13 protein-coding genes are annotated in these 17,850 nt (G+C 39.0%); 12 read left to right on the forward strand and 1 reads right to left on the reverse strand.

All coding sequences use genetic code 11. The annotated features are described in order from the left end of the window. Nucleotides 1–327 precede the first annotated feature (327 nt). From HNR31_RS14035 to mngB, 3 genes are all read left to right on the forward strand, one after another. On the forward strand, nt 328–1,056 hold the full coding sequence (locus HNR31_RS14035; RefSeq protein WP_181556848.1) for a MurR/RpiR family transcriptional regulator: 729 nt from the start codon (nt 328–330) through the stop codon (nt 1,054–1,056). Between the two features lie 129 nt (nt 1,057–1,185). Then, complete coding sequence (gene mngA / locus HNR31_RS14040) at nt 1,186–3,099, forward strand: PTS 2-O-a-mannosyl-D-glycerate transporter subunit IIABC (protein WP_181556849.1); 1,914 nt, start codon at nt 1,186–1,188, stop codon at nt 3,097–3,099. Nucleotides 3,100–3,112: 13 nt separating this feature from the next. Further along, on the forward strand, nt 3,113–5,734 hold the full coding sequence (mngB, locus tag HNR31_RS14045) for a mannosylglycerate hydrolase (protein WP_181556850.1): 2,622 nt from the start codon (nt 3,113–3,115) through the stop codon (nt 5,732–5,734). Nucleotides 5,735–6,298: 564 nt separating this feature from the next. Here the strand turns inward: mngB and HNR31_RS14050 are convergent. Then, nucleotides 6,299–6,514, reverse strand: a complete 216-nt coding sequence (locus tag HNR31_RS14050) for a helix-turn-helix transcriptional regulator (RefSeq protein ID WP_181556851.1) — start codon at nt 6,512–6,514, stop codon at nt 6,299–6,301. 192 nt (nt 6,515–6,706) lie between these two features. Between HNR31_RS14050 and HNR31_RS14055 the strand changes: the two genes are divergently transcribed. The 9 genes from HNR31_RS14055 to HNR31_RS14095 all read left to right on the forward strand — a co-directional run bounded on the left by HNR31_RS14055 (nt 6,707) and on the right by HNR31_RS14095 (nt 17,790). After that, entirely contained in the window at nt 6,707–7,564 is an 858-nt protein-coding gene (locus HNR31_RS14055) for a MurR/RpiR family transcriptional regulator (RefSeq protein WP_181556852.1), read from the forward strand. Between the two features lie 178 nt (nt 7,565–7,742). Then, entirely contained in the window at nt 7,743–8,630 is an 888-nt protein-coding gene (gene murQ / locus HNR31_RS14060; protein ID WP_181556853.1) for an N-acetylmuramic acid 6-phosphate etherase, read from the forward strand. 25 nt (nt 8,631–8,655) lie between these two features. Next, complete coding sequence (locus tag HNR31_RS14065; RefSeq protein WP_181556854.1) at nt 8,656–10,017, forward strand: PTS transporter subunit EIIC; 1,362 nt, start codon at nt 8,656–8,658, stop codon at nt 10,015–10,017. Nucleotides 10,018–10,065: 48 nt separating this feature from the next. After that, nucleotides 10,066–11,139, forward strand: a complete 1,074-nt coding sequence (locus HNR31_RS14070) for a DUF871 domain-containing protein (protein WP_181556855.1) — start codon at nt 10,066–10,068, stop codon at nt 11,137–11,139. Nucleotides 11,140–11,268: 129 nt separating this feature from the next. Continuing rightward, nucleotides 11,269–12,216: an aldo/keto reductase family protein gene (locus HNR31_RS14075; protein ID WP_181556856.1), complete on the forward strand. Its 948-nt coding sequence runs from the start codon at nt 11,269–11,271 to the stop codon at nt 12,214–12,216. A gap of 253 nt (nt 12,217–12,469) precedes the next feature. Then, nucleotides 12,470–13,897, forward strand: a complete 1,428-nt coding sequence (locus HNR31_RS14080) for a PTS mannitol transporter subunit IICB (protein WP_181556857.1) — start codon at nt 12,470–12,472, stop codon at nt 13,895–13,897. 199 nt (nt 13,898–14,096) lie between these two features. Beyond that, the gene (locus HNR31_RS14085; RefSeq protein ID WP_181556858.1) at nt 14,097–16,187 is read left to right on the forward strand and encodes a BglG family transcription antiterminator; all 2,091 of its coding nucleotides are present in this window, start codon (nt 14,097–14,099) and stop codon (nt 16,185–16,187) included. Between the two features lie 6 nt (nt 16,188–16,193). Continuing rightward, on the forward strand, nt 16,194–16,631 hold the full coding sequence (locus HNR31_RS14090) for a PTS sugar transporter subunit IIA (RefSeq protein ID WP_181556859.1): 438 nt from the start codon (nt 16,194–16,196) through the stop codon (nt 16,629–16,631). A gap of 1 nt (nt 16,632) precedes the next feature. Continuing rightward, nucleotides 16,633–17,790, forward strand: a complete 1,158-nt coding sequence (locus tag HNR31_RS14095) for a mannitol-1-phosphate 5-dehydrogenase (protein WP_181556860.1) — start codon at nt 16,633–16,635, stop codon at nt 17,788–17,790. Nucleotides 17,791–17,850: the final 60 nt, after the last annotated feature.

The raw sequence follows: 17,850 nt of genomic DNA on the forward strand, positions 1-17,850 counted from the left end.
TGTTATGAAATGCATGGGATGGTGAAGAGTATAATAATGCATTAAATACCGATTTTGGTTTATATTTCTTGGACATAACAAGAAAGTTTAAGTGATTTTTACGGAAAAGGTGTTAAAGTTTAAAGTTTAAGAAGAATTCATGGTTGGAGGGAAAGGATTGAGGCGTTATAATAAAACTAGTTTTATAACGGATTTTATGGAAGCGTTTACTGATGGTGGTAGCTACTAAGGGAGAGGGAATTTTTTGTTTATGAGCGTTATTAGGTAATATTAAGAACGGAACCCCTGTGATGAAACAGTAGAACATTGTGGTGAAGGATGAGGGCGATGAAGTTTGAAGAGAGAGTGCAAATTTATGCTCATAAGTTGAATGAGACCGATGATCAAATTGTTGACTATATCCTTAGTCATCGACAGGAAATAGTAAATATGTCGATACAGAAATTATCTAAAAATCTATATACTGTCCCGAATACAATCGTGCGACTTGCGAAAAAGTTAGGGTATAAAGGATTCTCTGAGTTAAAAACGGCTTTGGTGTTAGAAGATCGTTTAAAAACGTTCGATATCACGAAAATTTCCGATCATATATTCAAAACGTATGACATGATCGATATGGATACGATAGATATGGCTGCAAGAAAAATTTACGAGTCAAAAAGAACCCTATTTTACGGTGTGGGGGATTCTGCTTATTTTTGTGAAATGATGGCAAAAAACTTGCGATGTGTTGGGAAACAAGCAGAATTTTTTACACAGCGGCATGAGATGATTTACAGTGCCGAACATATTCAGCCTAAGGATCTTATATTTGTGATCAGTGTTTCTGGAGAGACAAAGCAAGTATTAGATGCGGTTACGATTGCCAAGCAAAAGGAAGTGTTTATTGTCAGTCTCACTCATTTAAACGAAAATTCGCTCGCCGCCTTATCGAATCTTCGCCTCTATTGTTGGGCTCCTAAACAGTTTATCAACAAGTACGAAATCACGGATCGTACGTCGTTGATGATTGTATTAAGAAAATTAAGCGAGCATTACTGGAACGGGTATCGTTAGCATGTGCATAAATACACACGGATAGTCACTATATTTGTGAATTTTGTGAAAAAATAAGAAGATTCAAATCTTCTTATTTTTTTTATTTATAATAAAAACAATACGATGGATGAAGGGAAGTGAAAACAAATGGAATTAAAGAAGTTAACGAGCGTGAACTTAATTGATGTAGATGTGGTGCTAACCGATAAAGACGAAGTCATTCGACATTTAGTAAAGAAATTAGCGCACGAAGGAAAACTGTATTCAGAAGAGGAGTTTTATCGTGATGTCATGGTTCGAGAAAAGCTATCTCCAACTGGATTGGAAGCAGGGCTTGCGGTTCCGCACGGAAAGTCAAGCGCTGTCAAAACGGCTTCTTTCGCTGTGGCTAAGTTACAAAAGCCGATTGAAAATTGGGAAAGCATTGATGAAAACAATAAAGTTGATCTTGTCTTTTTGTTAGCGATTCCTAAGGAAGAAGCGGGATCAACACATATTCAATTGCTTGCTGAATTGGCAAAAAGAATTTCAAATCCGGAATATAGAAAGCGATTACAAAACTGTACAAGTGCAAAGGAATTATATGAAAACTTAGATGGCTTTCATCAAACGGATGAGGAAAATCACAGTATAAGTGAATCAACTATGATTGTTGCTGTCACGGCTTGTCCGGCAGGGATTGCCCATACGTATATGGCAGCCGAAGCTCTTCAAAGGGCTGGAAATGAAGTGGGGGTTACCGTATATGTGGAAAAGCAAGGGGCAAATGGAATTGAAGACTCTCACACAGACGAGCAATTAAGAAAAGCAGATGTAGCGATTTTTGCTGCTGATGTGGCGGTGAAAAACGAAGAAAGATTTGCTCATCTACCAATCTATCGAATAACGGTAGCCGCTCCGCTAAAAGACGCAAAAGGAGTGATCCAAAAGGCGCTCGAAACAGCGAAAAGTAAGGAGAAAACGGAGTATCAACCACAAAAAAGGGAATCTCGTGAAGATACGACATCATGGAAAACGGAAATCAAGAATTCGATTTTAACAGGCATTTCTCATATTATACCAATTATTGTTGCTGGGGGAATGATTTTAGCTTTTACGGTTTTAGTTGCCCAAGCATTTCATTTGCAGGAATTGTATGATACGGAAAACTCATGGTTATGGATGCTCCGAAAATTGGGCGGAAATATGTTGGGAACATTGATGATTCCAGTATTATCTGCTTATATGGCTTATTCCATTTCTGACAAACCGGCGCTAGGACCGGGATTTGCGGCGGGAATCGCAGCGACCATGATTAACAGCGGATTTTTAGGTGGAATGCTAGGGGGGTTTTTAGCCGGTTATATCATTAAGTTTTTGAAGAAAAAGTTGCCGCCTAAAGGTACGTTCTCAGGCTTTATTAGCTTTTGGGTTTATCCGGTTGTAGGTTCTCTTGTCGTAGGAGCATTAATGCTTTTAGTATTTGGCAAACCGATTGCCGGATTCAACAATATATTGCTACATTGGTTAGACAACCTTTCGGGAAACAATGCGGTTGTACTGGGAGCAATTTTAGGAATTATGGTCTCATTCGATTTGGGGGGACCTGTTAATAAGGCTGCCTATACGTTTTGTATCGGAGCGATGGCTAGCGGGAATTTTATTCCATATGCGGCATTTGCTTCGGTAAAAATGGTGTCGGCGTTTTCTGTAACCGCGGCAACATTATTATTTAAACATTACTTTGAAGAGTATGAGAGGGAAGTAGGGAAATCGACTTGGTTTCTAGGATTAGCAGGGATTACGGAAGGGGCTATACCGTTTATAATCGAGGATCCACTCCGGGTGATTCCATCCCTTTGTATCGGGTCAGCTGTAACAGGTGCAATTGTAACCGTTTCAAAAATTGGATTAAATGTTCCGGGAGCGGGCATTTTCTCCTTATTTGTTTTGCAAGGAGCTCCGTTGCTGAAAGCGGGGATGATTTGGCTAGGAGCTGCGTTCATCGGTGCGTTTATCTCTACGGTACTTTTAGTGGTCACTCGTATTCATAAATTTAAAAGACAACAATTGCAAAGCTAGTGAGGTGGATGTTTTGAAAAAGTATGTTCATATTGTTCCGCATATGCATTGGGACCGAGAATGGTATTTTTCGGCTGAAGAATCGAGAATTCTTCTTGTAAATAATATGGAAGAAATTTTAGATATGCTTGAAACAAATCCGGACTACCCCCATTATGTGTTGGACGGGCAAACGGTTGTGTTGGAAGACTATCTTGCCGTAAAACCAGAATATAAAAAGCGAATCCAAAAGTTAGTCCAACAAGGCAAATTAATCATAGGCCCTTGGTATACACAGACGGACGAAATGGTCGTTGGCGGGGAGTCGATTGTTCGAAACCTTTTATACGGACTAAAGGATTGCGAAGAGTTTGGAGAGCCGATGAAAATAGGTTATCTTCCGGATTCATTCGGGCAATCTTCCCAACTGCCGCAACTATTAAATGGATTTGGCATTCAGCGGGCAATTTTTTGGCGGGGAATTTCGGAAAGACACGGGACCGATCAAACGGAATTTTATTGGGCAAGCGATGAAGGGTCAAGGGTACTTGTTCAAGTATTTCCACTGGGATATGCGATAGGAAAATATCTTCCAACAGATGAAGCAAAATTAAAGAAGCGTATGGATACGTACTTTTCGGTGTTAGATCGGAGAGCGACTACCGACCATATTATTATTCCAAACGGACATGATCAAATGCCGATTCAAAAGAACATTTTTGACGTAATAGAAGTATTACGGAAATTATATCCGGAAAGAATTTTCTTTTTAAGTCGTTACGAACATATCTTTGACGAATTAGAAAAACAAGAGGGGCTGGCAACGATAAAAGGAGAGTTTTTAGACGGAAAATATATGCGAGTACATCGAAGCATTTACTCAACAAGGATGGATATTAAAGCAGCAAATACAAGAATCGAAAATAAGATAACGAATATTTTAGAACCGTTAGCTTCCATCGCGTCGACTCTTGGGTTTGCGTATCACCATAAATTAATCGAGTTAATTTGGAAAGAGATGATGAAAAATCACGCTCATGATAGTATAGGCTGTTGCTGCTCCGATAAAGTGCATCGTGACATTATGTCTCGATTTTTCATAGCGGAGGAGAAAGCCGATCAACTCATTTCATTTTATATGAGAAAAATAGCGGACGCGATGCCTTGTGATCAATCATTAGATAAATTAGTTGTATATAATTTTCTTCCTTATGAAAGAAATGAACCGATTCAGGCGGAAATTACAACAAAAATAGCAAATTTCAAGTTAGTGGATGAAAACGAAAATGAAATTGATTTCGAGGTTGTGAAAAAAGAAACGATAGATCCGGGACTGGTCGATAGACAAATTGTTCATTATGGAAACTATGATCCGTTTGTTCGATATACCATTCAGTTTCAAGACGACATTCCGGCGATGGGATACAGAGCCTATTTCATAAAAGAAGCGGATACAATGATCAAGAATGTATCCGAAGAAGTAAATCAAATCGACACGGAGTTCTATTCTTTAACGGTGAATGAAAATGGTACGTTGAAGATTTATGATAAAACATTACAGCGTACGTTTGATAATGTACTATTGATAGAAGATATGGCGGACGATGGAGACGAATATGACTATTCTCCCTTACTGAACGATTTTATCGTGCTCAGTGATGATGTAAAAGCACAGTACTCCATGCGGCAGAATCAGTACTTTGCTTATGTGGATATTCATTACCAATTACCTGTACCAGCCAATATCGAAAGTCGTAAAGCAAAGCGGCGTGATAGTTTTATTGATGTCAATATTCAATTAACGGTCCCGATGAATAAACCGATCATTGATGTAAAAATGGATATTGAAAATATTGCGAAAGACCATAGAGTAAGAGCATACATTCCAACTGGAATCTCATCAACCTATGCAATAGCGGATAATCAATTCGGAAATATAAAAAGACGAGTTGTCGATCCAGCTATCGAAGTTTGGGAAACAGAAAATTGGGATGAAAGACCCGATTCGATTTATCCAATGTTAAGCTATGTGGGCTTGTCAAATGAACATTATGGAGTAGCGGTGTTAACCAACAGTACGAGAGAGTATGAAATTGTAGGAGAGCACTACGACACAATAGCGGTTACGCTTTTTAGAAGTATCGGCTATCTTGGAAAGGAAGACATAGTGAGAAGACCGGGACGACCATCGGGTATCAAAATGGAAACACCGGATTCTCAAATGATAGGAAGCAATAAAGTGCATTTTGCGATCACTACTCATCAAGGGACAACGGTACAAGCGAATGTGGCAAAGAGAGCTAAAGAATTTTTAACCCCGTTATACACGTATAATAAAATGCCGTATGATGCCATGAAGATGAATAATGTCGACTTTCATGTGCCATATCAGTATAGTTTATTTGAACAAAAAGATCCGTATATCGTCTTAAGTGCCGTCAAACGAAGCGAAGACGACTCGGGCATTATCGTTCGCTTTTACAATCCTTCTGAAGCAGAGAAAAAAGCGATATTTCAGTGGAAGGGCCCGCTTACCCAAATTCAAAAAACGAACTTAAATGAGAAGATCATTGCTTCTATTGCATACCATCCACATAAAGAATTTGAAGTGAACGTTAAACGCAATCAAGTCCAAACCGTTTTGGTTCAACTATGATCGTAAAGCCAAACAATGATTCAAAAGAAAAGCGAAATGGACCGTAATTACGTGCATTTCGCTTTTCTTATTACAACAAACCCATTGTAAGTTGAAAGAATTACCTATGTTTCAAGAAAAAAACGGAATATTTTTGATAAGCTTTCATAGAGCTTGTTTTTGCGCGCGAAATCATTATCGTCTTTTTGCAATTGTGGCATAATGAAAAGCCCGATAAAAAAGGTGGCAATAATATATAATGTTAAATAATTGATCTTGATAAACGATTTGTGCAATACGCAATCATTGATGACTAGATATAATAGTAATAAAAAGTTGGAACATAAAAAAGTCATCAAAATTAACGTTCTTATATTGTCATTGACTCTTTCATCTTCTATCTCTTCCCCGCTTAATTTCTTTTTCCTCGCCTTTAATAAACGAGAAATTCCATATCCCAATAATGCGGCTAAAAAGCTTAGCCATTGAATTTCTCTAACAGCGAGACTTAAAATACCAAAAGAAATCAAAAAACTTAATGAAAATGCGAATATCGACCTTTTCCACTAAGCCTTACTCCCCTTTTCAATGTTCTTCAAGCCAAAAGAGTTCATCCAGCGGTTTTTCTAAGTATTTGCTTAACAATAAGCATACTTTTAAGGAAGGATTATATTTTTCAGCTTCGATTAAATGTAACGTTTGTCTTGTAATACCGGCCTTTTTCGCTAGTTCTGCTTGTGTTAAGTTTCCTTTTTCAATTCGTGCTAATTTCACTTTATTTCTAATGATTGGTTCTTGCATATAAACAATCACCTCTATATTGATTGTAACATATTTTTTACATATGTAAATTATATATTACATATTGTGAGGATGGAAAAGAAACGAAAGGTAAATAAGTATCAAAAGCATCATCTGGTTTGTTTTTCCGATTATGAATGGTATGATTGGTTTGAATGTGATTGGCCACGACAGCTAGGAAGGGGGAGAGGGATGAAGCAGCTAAGTATTCTGTCAAAAATTCAAAATCATATGGAGCGATTTTCTCCGGCGGAAAAAAAGGTAGCGATGTATATTATGGAACATGCAGAGCTCGTTCCGAATATGACAACGAAGGATATATCGAAAAATGCTGGGGCGAGTGAGGCAAGTGTTGTTCGCTTTTGCAAAACGATCGGCATAGGCAGCTTTAAAGCATTGAAATTAACCCTTGTCCGTGAGTTAACGATCGCGGATATGAACATTAACGACTTTTCCATTATTGAAAAGAAAGATACGCCGTTCGACTTGTTTAATAAGGTGACGTATGTCAATAAAGCGGCTGTTGAATCAACAACAGCGACAATAGATAGAAAGGAATTAGAAAAAGCAGCGGAAGCGATGGTAAAGGCAAAAAAGATTTTATTTTACGGAGTGGGCGGGTCGGCAGCCTCTGCGTTAGATGCTTGTTATAAGTTTACAAAACTTGGGTATGTGTCAATGATGTCTCACGATTTTCATATGATGATTCCACTCATTGCGAATTTGGAACCGAATGATGTCCTAGTGGCGATTTCAACATCGGGAAGAACGAAGGATGTATTGGAGATTGTTCAATTTGCGAAGAAGAAAAGCGCAACAGTCATTGCGATTACAAAACTCGATCCATCCTCTCCATTATATAAAGAAGCAGATATTAAATTATGTGTACCTGATGTGGAACAAGACCACCGAATCGGAAGTATGGCATCAAGAATGACGCAACTGAACATAATTGATGCGCTATATTTAATTACATTTCACCAGATGGGCAGTAGCGTGATTGAAAAGTTCCATGAAGCAAGAGAGGAAGTTGTTCGATTGCGAAGATAATGAAATTTTATTTCAAAAAGGCCGATATGGTTAGCACGAGAAGGGAGTAATTTACATTTCCCTTCTTTTTTTTCTGGATGAAAGAATTTTCGGGGAAGATAAGAAAAAGATTGTTTTTTTATTTCGTGTTGATAAAATAAAAATATGAAATAAAATTTCAATCTGAGAAGGTGACGGCATGTTAGAACACTTAACGACAGAGCAACGTAACAAAAAAACATGGAACTTAGACGAAATGACGACAAAAGAAATTTTACAAATTATGAATGAAGAAGATCAGACGGTAGCAGTGGCTGTTTCCAAAGAACTTGACCAAATTGAAAAACTCGTTCACAAAGTGATTGCTTCTTTTCAGCAAGGTGGGCGACTCATTTATATGGGCGCTGGTACAAGCGGGCGGCTTGGCATTTTGGATGCGGTGGAATGCCCGCCGACGTTCGGGACTGACCAAAGCATGGTACAAGGATTAATCGCGGGTGGGTTGGAAGCGTTTACAAATGCTGTTGAAGGAGCGGAAGATAACGAGGAGATGGCCGTAGAAGATTTACAGGCTATTGGTGTAACGGAAAAAGATACAGTTATTGGTATCGCAGCAAGCGGGCGTACACCGTACGTTATCAGCGGATTAAAATATGCAAAAAAAGTAGGTGCAACGACAGGAAGCCTTGCTTGTAATAAAAATGCTGAAATAAGCAAGTATGCCGATGTCAGTATTGAAGTAGAGACAGGTCCGGAAATTTTAACAGGTTCGACGCGTCTGAAAGCAGGCACAGCCCAAAAGTTCGTGTTAAATATGATTTCCACTGCATCTATGATTGGGATTGGAAAAGTGTATAAAAACCTCATGGTAGACGTACAATCTACTAATAGTAAATTAATAGAACGCTCAAAACGCATCATCATGCAAGCAACGAATGTGGATTACGAAACGGCAACGCACTATTATGAAGCTGCCCACCGTCATGTCAAAACAGCCATTATTATGATTTTACTGAAGTGCAGCTATGAAGAAGCGCTTCAAAAATTGCAGAAAGCAAATGGGTTTGTTCGCAAAGCTTTAATCTAATTATTTTTAGGGGGAGAGGATTCACATGAAACATGAGCAACGAATGGCCGTTGAGATTGTGGAGCGACTCGGAGGTGCGAACAATATTTCTAGTATAGCCCACTGCATGACACGTCTTCGTATGACCTTACGTGATGAAACAAAAGCGGATGTAGCGGGAGTGAAACAGGTAAAAGGAGTTATGGGAGTCATTGAGGATGAAACGCTGCAAATTGTAATCGGTCCTGGCATTGTCAACAAAGTCGCTATGGAAATTGGCCAATTGGCAGGGTTACATCTTGGAGAAGTGGTCGAGGAAGAAATGGACATTGCAGCTAAGAAAAAGGCAGAATTTCAGCAAAGAAATCAAGCCCCATTTAAACGTTTGCTTCGCAAGATTGGTAGCATTTTTATCCCTCTTATTCCCGGATTAGTCGCATCAGGAATCATTAATGGGATTGCGAACTTTGCGAAAAACGCAGGTGTTGCTCCAACGGAAACATGGTTACAAATTTTGCTGCTCATTGGCGGAGGGATCTTTGCTTCTTTAGGAGTGTTAGTCGGATTCAATACGGCAAAAGAGTTTGGGGGTACCCCGGTATTAGGAGCGATTGCAGGAATTTTAATTTTTAATCCAGCGCTTGCAGATATTAAACTATTTGGGGAAGCGCTTACACCTGGGCGTGGCGGATTATTTGCGGTGATGTTTGCTGCTTGGCTAATGACAGTCGTAGAAAAAAATGTCCGCAAAGTGGTTCCTAATGCTGTAGATATTATTGTGACACCATTGATTACCGTATTGGTAGTATGTCTATTAACCATTGTTGCGGTACAGCCTGTCGCCGGATTATTATCTACAGGGATTACTAGCGGAATCAAAGCGGTGCTTGATATTGGAGGTGCTGTCGCCGGGGCGATTTTAGCGGGGACTTTCTTACCGCTTGTGATGGTAGGACTGCATCATGGATTGACACCGATTCATATGGAGTTTATTAATAGCACAGGAGTCACACCGATTCTCCCGATTTTAGCCATGGCCGGAGCCGGCCAAGTGGGGGCGGCTATTGCCATTTTTGTGAAAACGAAAAATAAACGGTTACGCAATATTATTAAAGGAGCTTTGCCTGTAGGATTTTTAGGAATCGGAGAACCATTATTGTATGGGGTGACGTTACCGTTAGGAAGACCATTTCTTACAGCGTGTCTTGGAGCGGCGGTAGGAGGCGCTTTCCAAGCAGTAATGAAAACAGCTGCGCTCGGAATCGGAGTTTCCGGTTTATCACTGATCCCATTAATTGCAGAAAATAAATATATTATTTATTTCATAGGGTTGTTGATTGCCTATACATTTGGATTCATCTTCACTTATTTCTTCGGATTTAAAGAAGAAATGGCAGAAAACATGTAGCGGGAGGAGGGACATCTCCCTCCTATTTCTGCGAATGGAGGAGGCTTCATGCTTGGAATCTCTATTTATTTATCCAGCCAAACGATGAAAAAGAATGAAGTATGGATTCACAAAGCCAAAACGTTTGGATTTCGGGAAATTTTTACTTCTCTTCATATTCCTGAAGATGATCCGGGGGTGTATAAAGATCTTCTGCGAACGATTGGAAATGAAGCGAAACGGCATGGAATGGAACTAATAGCCGATGTTTCTCCGAAGTCGTTTCAATATGTAGGAATCCGTCCGTGCGACCTTAGTATATTAGTAGACTGGGGAGTATCTGGTTTGCGGCTAGATGATGGCTTTTCCGCTGAGGAAGTGGCTCAGTTTTCACAAATAATAAAAGTAGCGTTGAACGCTAGCACGATTTCAGAAGAAGAGCTGCAATTACTAAAATCTCATCGCTTGCATTGGGACAATGTGGAGGCGTGGCATAATTTTTATCCTCGTCCGGAAACCGGGCTATCGAAAGATTACATGATAAGAAAGAATGAGCGTTTACGGCAATTTGGAATCGGAACGATCGCAGCATTTATCCCGGGAAACAAGGAAAAGAGAGGGCCTTTATACAAAGGACTGCCTACATTAGAAAAACATCGTAATATAGAACCGGTTTATGCTTATTTAGAATTAGTGAGAGACTGCGATATCGATAAAGTATTGATTGGCGATATAAGCATGACCGATGAAACATTGAGACGAATGTCTGAAGTGCATAAGGGGATCATCCCGCTTAGATATAAGCCGATAGTTGTGCAAGAGGACATGTTATCGATGATCGAAACCGTTCATACGAACCGCCTTGATCCTGCTAGAGATGTAATTCGTTCGATCGAATCACGTTCATCTATATTGTGGACGGATGACCTATTAGCACCTTCGAATACGGTAAGAAGGCGGAAAGGAAGTGTTACGATTGATAATACGTTATACGGAAGGTATGCAGGAGAATTACAAATTACGTTAGCCGATTTGCCGCAAGATGAAAAAGTTAATGTTGTCGGCTGCATTATAGAAGAGGATTTGCCTCTTCTTTCCTATGTAAAAGAAGGTCAAGCGTTTCGACTAGTGAGGGTAGAATAAATGGTTCTATGTATACGCTGATGTTAAATATTTGAAATAATCAAGCAAAATCCTTCCCAAAAAATCATAAAAATTTTATAATAATTTTGTCTGTTATTTTAGATAAATTTGGAAGGGAGAGAGGGGTAGATGAAATATCGCAAACTCGGAAGAACGGGGTTAAAAGTAAGTGAGATTAGCTTAGGAAGCTGGCTTACATACGGAAACTCCATTGAAAAAGAAGCAGCAATAAAAACGATTGATAAAGCGTATGAGCTCGGAATTAATTCTTTTGATACGGCAAATGTGTACGCAAACGGCGAAGCAGAAAAGATTGTCGGCGAAGCATTGCGAAAATACCCAAGAGAATCTTATGTTATTGCAACGAAAGTATTCTGGCCTATGGGAGACGGCCCGAATGATCGTGGGCTTTCAAGAAAGCATGTGTTCGAGCAGCTTCATGCAAGCTTAAAACGCCTAAATTTAGATTATGTCGATATTTACTATTGCCATCGTTATGACACAGAAACGCCAGTTGACGAAACATTGCGAACGATTGACGATCTTGTTCGTCAAGGAAAAGTATTGTATGTCGGTGTCAGCGAATGGACGGCTCAACAAATCCAAGAAGCTCTAGGCACGGCAGATAAATATTTACTTGACCGGATTGTTGTCAATCAGCCTGTTTACAATATGTTAAATCGTTATATTGAAAAAGAAGTCATCCCTGTTTGCGAACAAAATGGCATTAGTCAAATTGTGTTTTCGCCATTAGCTCAAGGAGTGCTGACGGGGAAATATAAAAGAGGCGAAAAAGTTCCTGAAGGAAGCCGTGCGAGCGATCCAAAATCTAATAAGTTTATCAATGATTTGTTGAAAGACGACGTATTAATAAAGGTCGAACAATTACAAACGCTTGCGAACGAATTAGGGATTAAGCTTTCACAATTAGCACTAGCGTGGGTGTTGCGTCAGCCGAACGTTGCCAGTGCATTAATTGGGGCAAGCAAACCAGAACAAGTCGAAGAAAATGTCAAAGCAGTGGATGTTGAACTATCAGATGAAGTCATTGAAAAAATTGAAGAGATTCTTGCGTAAACATAAAAAGAGGCAAACCTAATGGTTGCCTCTTTTTATGTTTAGGATAGAATATTTAATGGCATGAGCCTATCTCATATGTATCGCTATTCGTTCATTCCATATATATGTTTCCCCAGCATATTGATGGCAAGTCCCCTTTTTTAAAAAATGACAATAATGTGTCGGACAAAATGATATTTACTTTTTATTGAATATATGATGTAAGCGCTTTAAGATAGAGGTACAGTATATAGAAAAGGAGAAATGCAACATGACTCATACAACAGAAAATCAGTCTAGTTTTCGTGTAAAGGTTCAACGTTTTGGAAGTTATTTAAGCGGAATGATCATGCCGAATATCGGTGCGTTTATTGCTTGGGGAATTATCACTGCATTATTTATTCCGGCAGGATGGATACCGAATGAAGCATTTGCTAAGCTTGTCAGTCCGATGATTACGTATTTGCTGCCATTATTAATCGGTTATACAGGCGGTAAAATGATTCATGATGTTCGCGGCGGTGTTGTTGGTGCGACTGCGACGATGGGGGTTATTGTCGGTTCTGACATTCCCATGTTTCTTGGGGCTATGATTATGGGACCACTTGGTGGCTACCTCATTAAAAAATTTGACCAACTTATTCAAGGGAAAGTCAAACAAGGATTTGAAATGTTAGTAAACAACTTCTCAGCCGGAATTATTGGTGGAATTTTAACGTTAGTGGCTTTCAAAGGAGTTGGGCCGATTGTTTTAGGATTGAACAAAACGCTAGCTGCTGGTGTTGAGACAATTATCAATCTCAAATTATTGCCGTTAGCAAATATTTTTATTGAACCTGCGAAGGTCTTATTTTTGAATAATGCGATTAATCACGGAATTTTAAGCCCGCTTGGCATCGAGCAGGCAACAAAAACAGGCAAATCGATTCTATTCTTACTTGAAACAAACCCGGGCCCAGGTCTTGGTATTTTGCTTGCTTATTGGTTATTTGGCAAAGGAACAGCTAAACAGTCGGCTCCAGGGGCTGCGATCATTCATTTTCTCGGCGGTATTCATGAAATTTACTTCCCATATATTTTAATGAAACCGGTTTTAATTTTAGCAGCCATGGCAGGGGGAGTAAGCGGTGTTTTAACGTTTACTGTTTTCCATGCAGGGCTAGTAGCGGTTCCATCACCTGGAAGTATTTTCGCCTTGTTAGCGATGACGCCAAGAGGAAATTATCTCGGAGTATTGGCAGGAGTATTTGTCGCGGCAGCTGTCTCTTTCTTTGTGGCATCTATCTTTTTGAAATCTACTAAAAATACAGAAGAGGAAGATTTGAATAAAGCCGCTGAAAAAATGCAGCAATTAAAAGGGAAAAAGAGCGATGTTGTGGCTTCGCTACAACAAAAAGAAGCGACTGTCCCATCAAAAGTGAAAAAAATTGTTTTTGCTTGTGATGCAGGGATGGGTTCAAGTGCTATGGGAGCTTCGATTATGCGAAATAAGGTACAGAAAGCGGGATTGGACATTCAAGTAACGAATACCGCTATCAACCAACTTCCGGGAGATGCTGATATTGTGATTACCCATAAAAATTTAACAGAACGTGCGAAAGAGAAATTACCAAACGCTTTCCATGTTTCGGTTGAAAATTTCCTAAATAGCCCGAAATATGATGAGTTAATCGAAAGTTTGAAAGAAAGTCGCGAATAGGGGAGAAAAAGGCTTCCCCTATTCGTTATGTTTTTAGCCGTTCATGATTTATTAAAAAATGGCAACAATAAGGAAGACGAAAAAGGAATATCTATTTGTTGTAATAGAGAGAGAAACACTCTAAAATCCCTTTTGAAAGATAATTTTTCATTCTAAATCATGTCAACAATGGTTGCTTGAGACGGTGGGTGAAGAAGCGATGTATATATCTGCGCGAGAGAGAAAAATACTCGATATTTTATTATCTCATGATAAAGGAATCACAGTAGGGGAGCTTGCACAACAGCTGAATGTCAGCAATCGTACTGTTCATCGGGATTTAAAAGGGATAGAGTGCATTTTAGGAGATTACAATTTGCAACTTATAAAAAAGGCAGGGGTTGGCATTCAAGTAACTGGAGACGAAGACAGGAAGAAAGAGTTGCAAATTCATCTATTTCATTTGTCCCATACTGAGTACACACCGGAAGAGCGCCAAATTATTATCCTCATTACTTTACTAGAAGCAATAGAGCCCGTAAAGCTTTTATCTCTCGCGAATGATTTAAATGTTACTGTAGCAACCATTAGCAATGATTTAGATAAAATAAGTGAAAAAATCGAAAAACACGGGCTTTCTCTTATTCGTAAAAGAGGATATGGGGTTGAGATCGCAGGTGCTGAATTAGCGAAACGGGCGATGATGAGTGAGTTATTATTAAATCATTTTAATGAATACGAGTTTCTTTCGTTAATGAAAGAATCGATTCAAAAAAAGTCGGCAGATACCCTTAATACGGTTACTGAAAAACTTCTCGGACTCGTTGATAAGAAAAAGTTATTAACCATTGAAAAGCAAATTGAAGACATGAAAGATGAGCTTCCTTTTACGATTGCTGATAGTTCGTATATTGCTTTAGTTGTCCATCTAGCCTTAGCCATTGAGCGGATTATTCAAGGAGAACCGATTAATTTCGATCCACAATACTTGGAAACGATTCGCGCGACGAAGGAATTCGAAACGGCCGAGAAAATTGCCCGCTCATTGGAACGTGCATTCCATATAACGATACCGAATGAAGAAATCGGTTATATGACGATGCATTTAATGGGAGCAAAACTTCGAGATCGCCAAGGCCATATGTTAGAAGAAGCGAGTTTTGAAGTGGGCATAAAGGCACAAGAATTGATTCGTGTAGTAAGTGATGAACTAAACATAGATTTAACGAACGATTATCCTTTATATGAAGATTTGGTCATTCATTTGAAGCCAGCCCTTTATCGCATCCGACATAACATGGGAATTGCTAACCCGCTTTTGGAAAAAATTGTTCAAGATTATTCTGAGCTTTTTTCTACACTAGAAAAAGGAGTCAAAAAAGTATTTCCTGATTTAACAGTTCCGAAGGAGGAAATCGGTTATTTAGTTCTTCACTTTGCTTCCGCTTTATTAAGGGAAAAGCAGGGACTGCATGCATTAGTTATATGTTCCAGCGGTTTAGGCACTGCCAAAATATTAGCAACGAGATTGAAAAATGAAATTCCTGATATTGCACACATTGAACAAATATCTGTCTTTGAATTAGGAAAGGTAGATACGAATCAATACGATCTCATTGTTTCGACAGTGCCAATTCATAACTTCACAGAACCGTATTTTGTCGTTAGTCCGATGCTGCAAGAAGATGAGATTGCCTCTATTAAACAGTTTCTTAAAAATCGGAGACTGGTATTTCCGAAAGCGCGTACTCAGCATTTGGGCGAAGGTGCAGCAAAAGTGATTGAGAATCTCAGTTCGATTCAAAAAATGAGTGAAACGATTGTGCAGATTTTGAATGGTTTTACTTTACAAGAATTAGATAGCGGTTCCATTCAAGAAGCGTTATCCGAAGCGTGCCGCCAATTATATGAAAGAGGAATTATTCGCAATGCGGAGCAAGTTCTTACTGAATTGTTAAACAGAGAAAAAATGGGCGGTTTGGGAATACCAGAAACCTCCCTTGCTTTGTACCATACTCGAAGTTCAGGGATTCTTCTTCCTTCTTTTACTATTTATACATTAACGAAATGGCAAACGGTAAAAGGAATGCATGAAAAACAGATGAAGGTGAACAAAATTTTATTACTTTTAGCACCGGAGTCGGCGGCCCAAGAGACGATTTCTGTTTTAAGCCACATTAGTTCTTTAGTGGTTAAAGATGAAGAAAGTATGGACGTATTTGTATCAGGAAATAAGGATCGACTTTACTCTTTTTTGAGCCATCATTTAGGAAAATTTTTTTACGAACATATTCAATATCACAAGGAGTGAATGACATTGTCGATGCCAATTTTAAAGAAAGAAAATATTGTGTTACAAGCATCAGTAGCAGATAAAACAGAAGCTATCCGTTTAGCGGGAACCGTTTTAGCCGATCAAGGTTATGTAGAAACTTCTTATATTGATAAAATGTTTGAACGAGAAGCGTTGACATCTACGTATATGGGCAACTTTGTCGCTATCCCTCATGGCACAGAGGATGCGAGAAATCTCGTGAAACATGCAGGAATTTCTATCGTGCAAATCCCTGATGGAGTTGATTTTGGGGATGGAAATATAGCGAAAATATTGATTGGGATTGCCGGGAAAAATGATGAGCATTTAGAAATCCTCTCAAAAATCGCGATTGTTTGTTCAGAGGAAGAAAATGTGGAAAAAATGATAAAAGCAGCAAGTGAAGAAGATATCCTTCACCTTTTGAGCGGGGTGAATTAATATGTTAGCGATTCATTTTGGTGCAGGAAATATTGGAAGAGGATTTATTGGCAGCTTACTTTCTCAATCTGGTTATGAGGTTGTATTTGTCGATGTCAATGATGAAGTTGTTCGTTTGTTAAATGAGAAAAAGGAGTATCGTGTTCTTATTGCTGATGAATCCAGCAAAGAGCAGCTCATTCGCAATGTTTCCGCTGTTAACAGTCAGAAAGAATACAATAAGGTCATTGATTATTTGACAAAAGCGGATTTAGTAACAACAGCGGTTGGACCGAATGTTTTGCCAGCCATCTCGTCTGTGCTTGCGGAAGGGCTTCGTAAGAGATTATCAGTGAATCAAAAACCGCTGAATATTATCGCGTGTGAAAATATGATCGGCGGAAGTGCTTTTCTAAAGGAACAAGTTTTTGAAAAGATTTCAGAAGAAGAAGCAAAGTTATTTGAAAAGCATTACGGTTTTCCTAATTGCGCAGTTGATCGCATTGTACCGAATCAAAAACATAGTGATCCGTTAACAGTAGTAGTTGAACCGTTTTTTGAATGGGTTGTCGAAAAACAAAACTTAGTCGGAGAGATTCCAACTGTAACAGGCGCCCAGTTTGTGGATGATTTACTGCCTTATATTGAGCGAAAGCTTTTCACTGTGAATACGGGGCATGCAATTTCTGCTTACTTAGGTTATTACAAGCAGTTCCAAACGATAAAAGAAGCAATGGAAGATGAAGAAATTCGTTCCGATGTTTACAAGGCACTACACGAATCAGGAGCTGTGTTAGTGAAGAAATATAAATGGAATGAAGATGAACATAAGTCATATATAGAAAAAATTGTTCAAAGATTTACAAATCCTTCCATTTCGGATGAAGTGGTAAGAGTGGCACGTTCACCGATTCGCAAGCTTGGAGCCAATGACCGTCTCATTGGTCCGGCTAAGCAATATTATGAATTATTTACGGAAGTACCGGCTGGTTTGATAAAAGGAATTGCAGCGCTGTTATTGTTTGATTATAAAGAAGACCATGAAGCGGTGGAATTGCAAAAGACAGTAGAGACAGCGGGAATAGAAGGTGCCCTTTTACAATATTCTCAGTTGGAAAAAGACCATCCTCTTGTTGATGCCGTCAAGAAGCAAGTGCAGTTGTTAAAAAAAGAACAGTAAACAGAAATTTATCACCTGCCATTAACCGATCGTTATCGGAAGATGGCAGGTGTTTTTTAT

It is taken from the genome of Thermaerobacillus caldiproteolyticus, from assembly GCF_013761245.1.
GTDB lineage: Bacteria > Bacillota > Bacilli > Bacillales > Anoxybacillaceae > Thermaerobacillus > Thermaerobacillus caldiproteolyticus.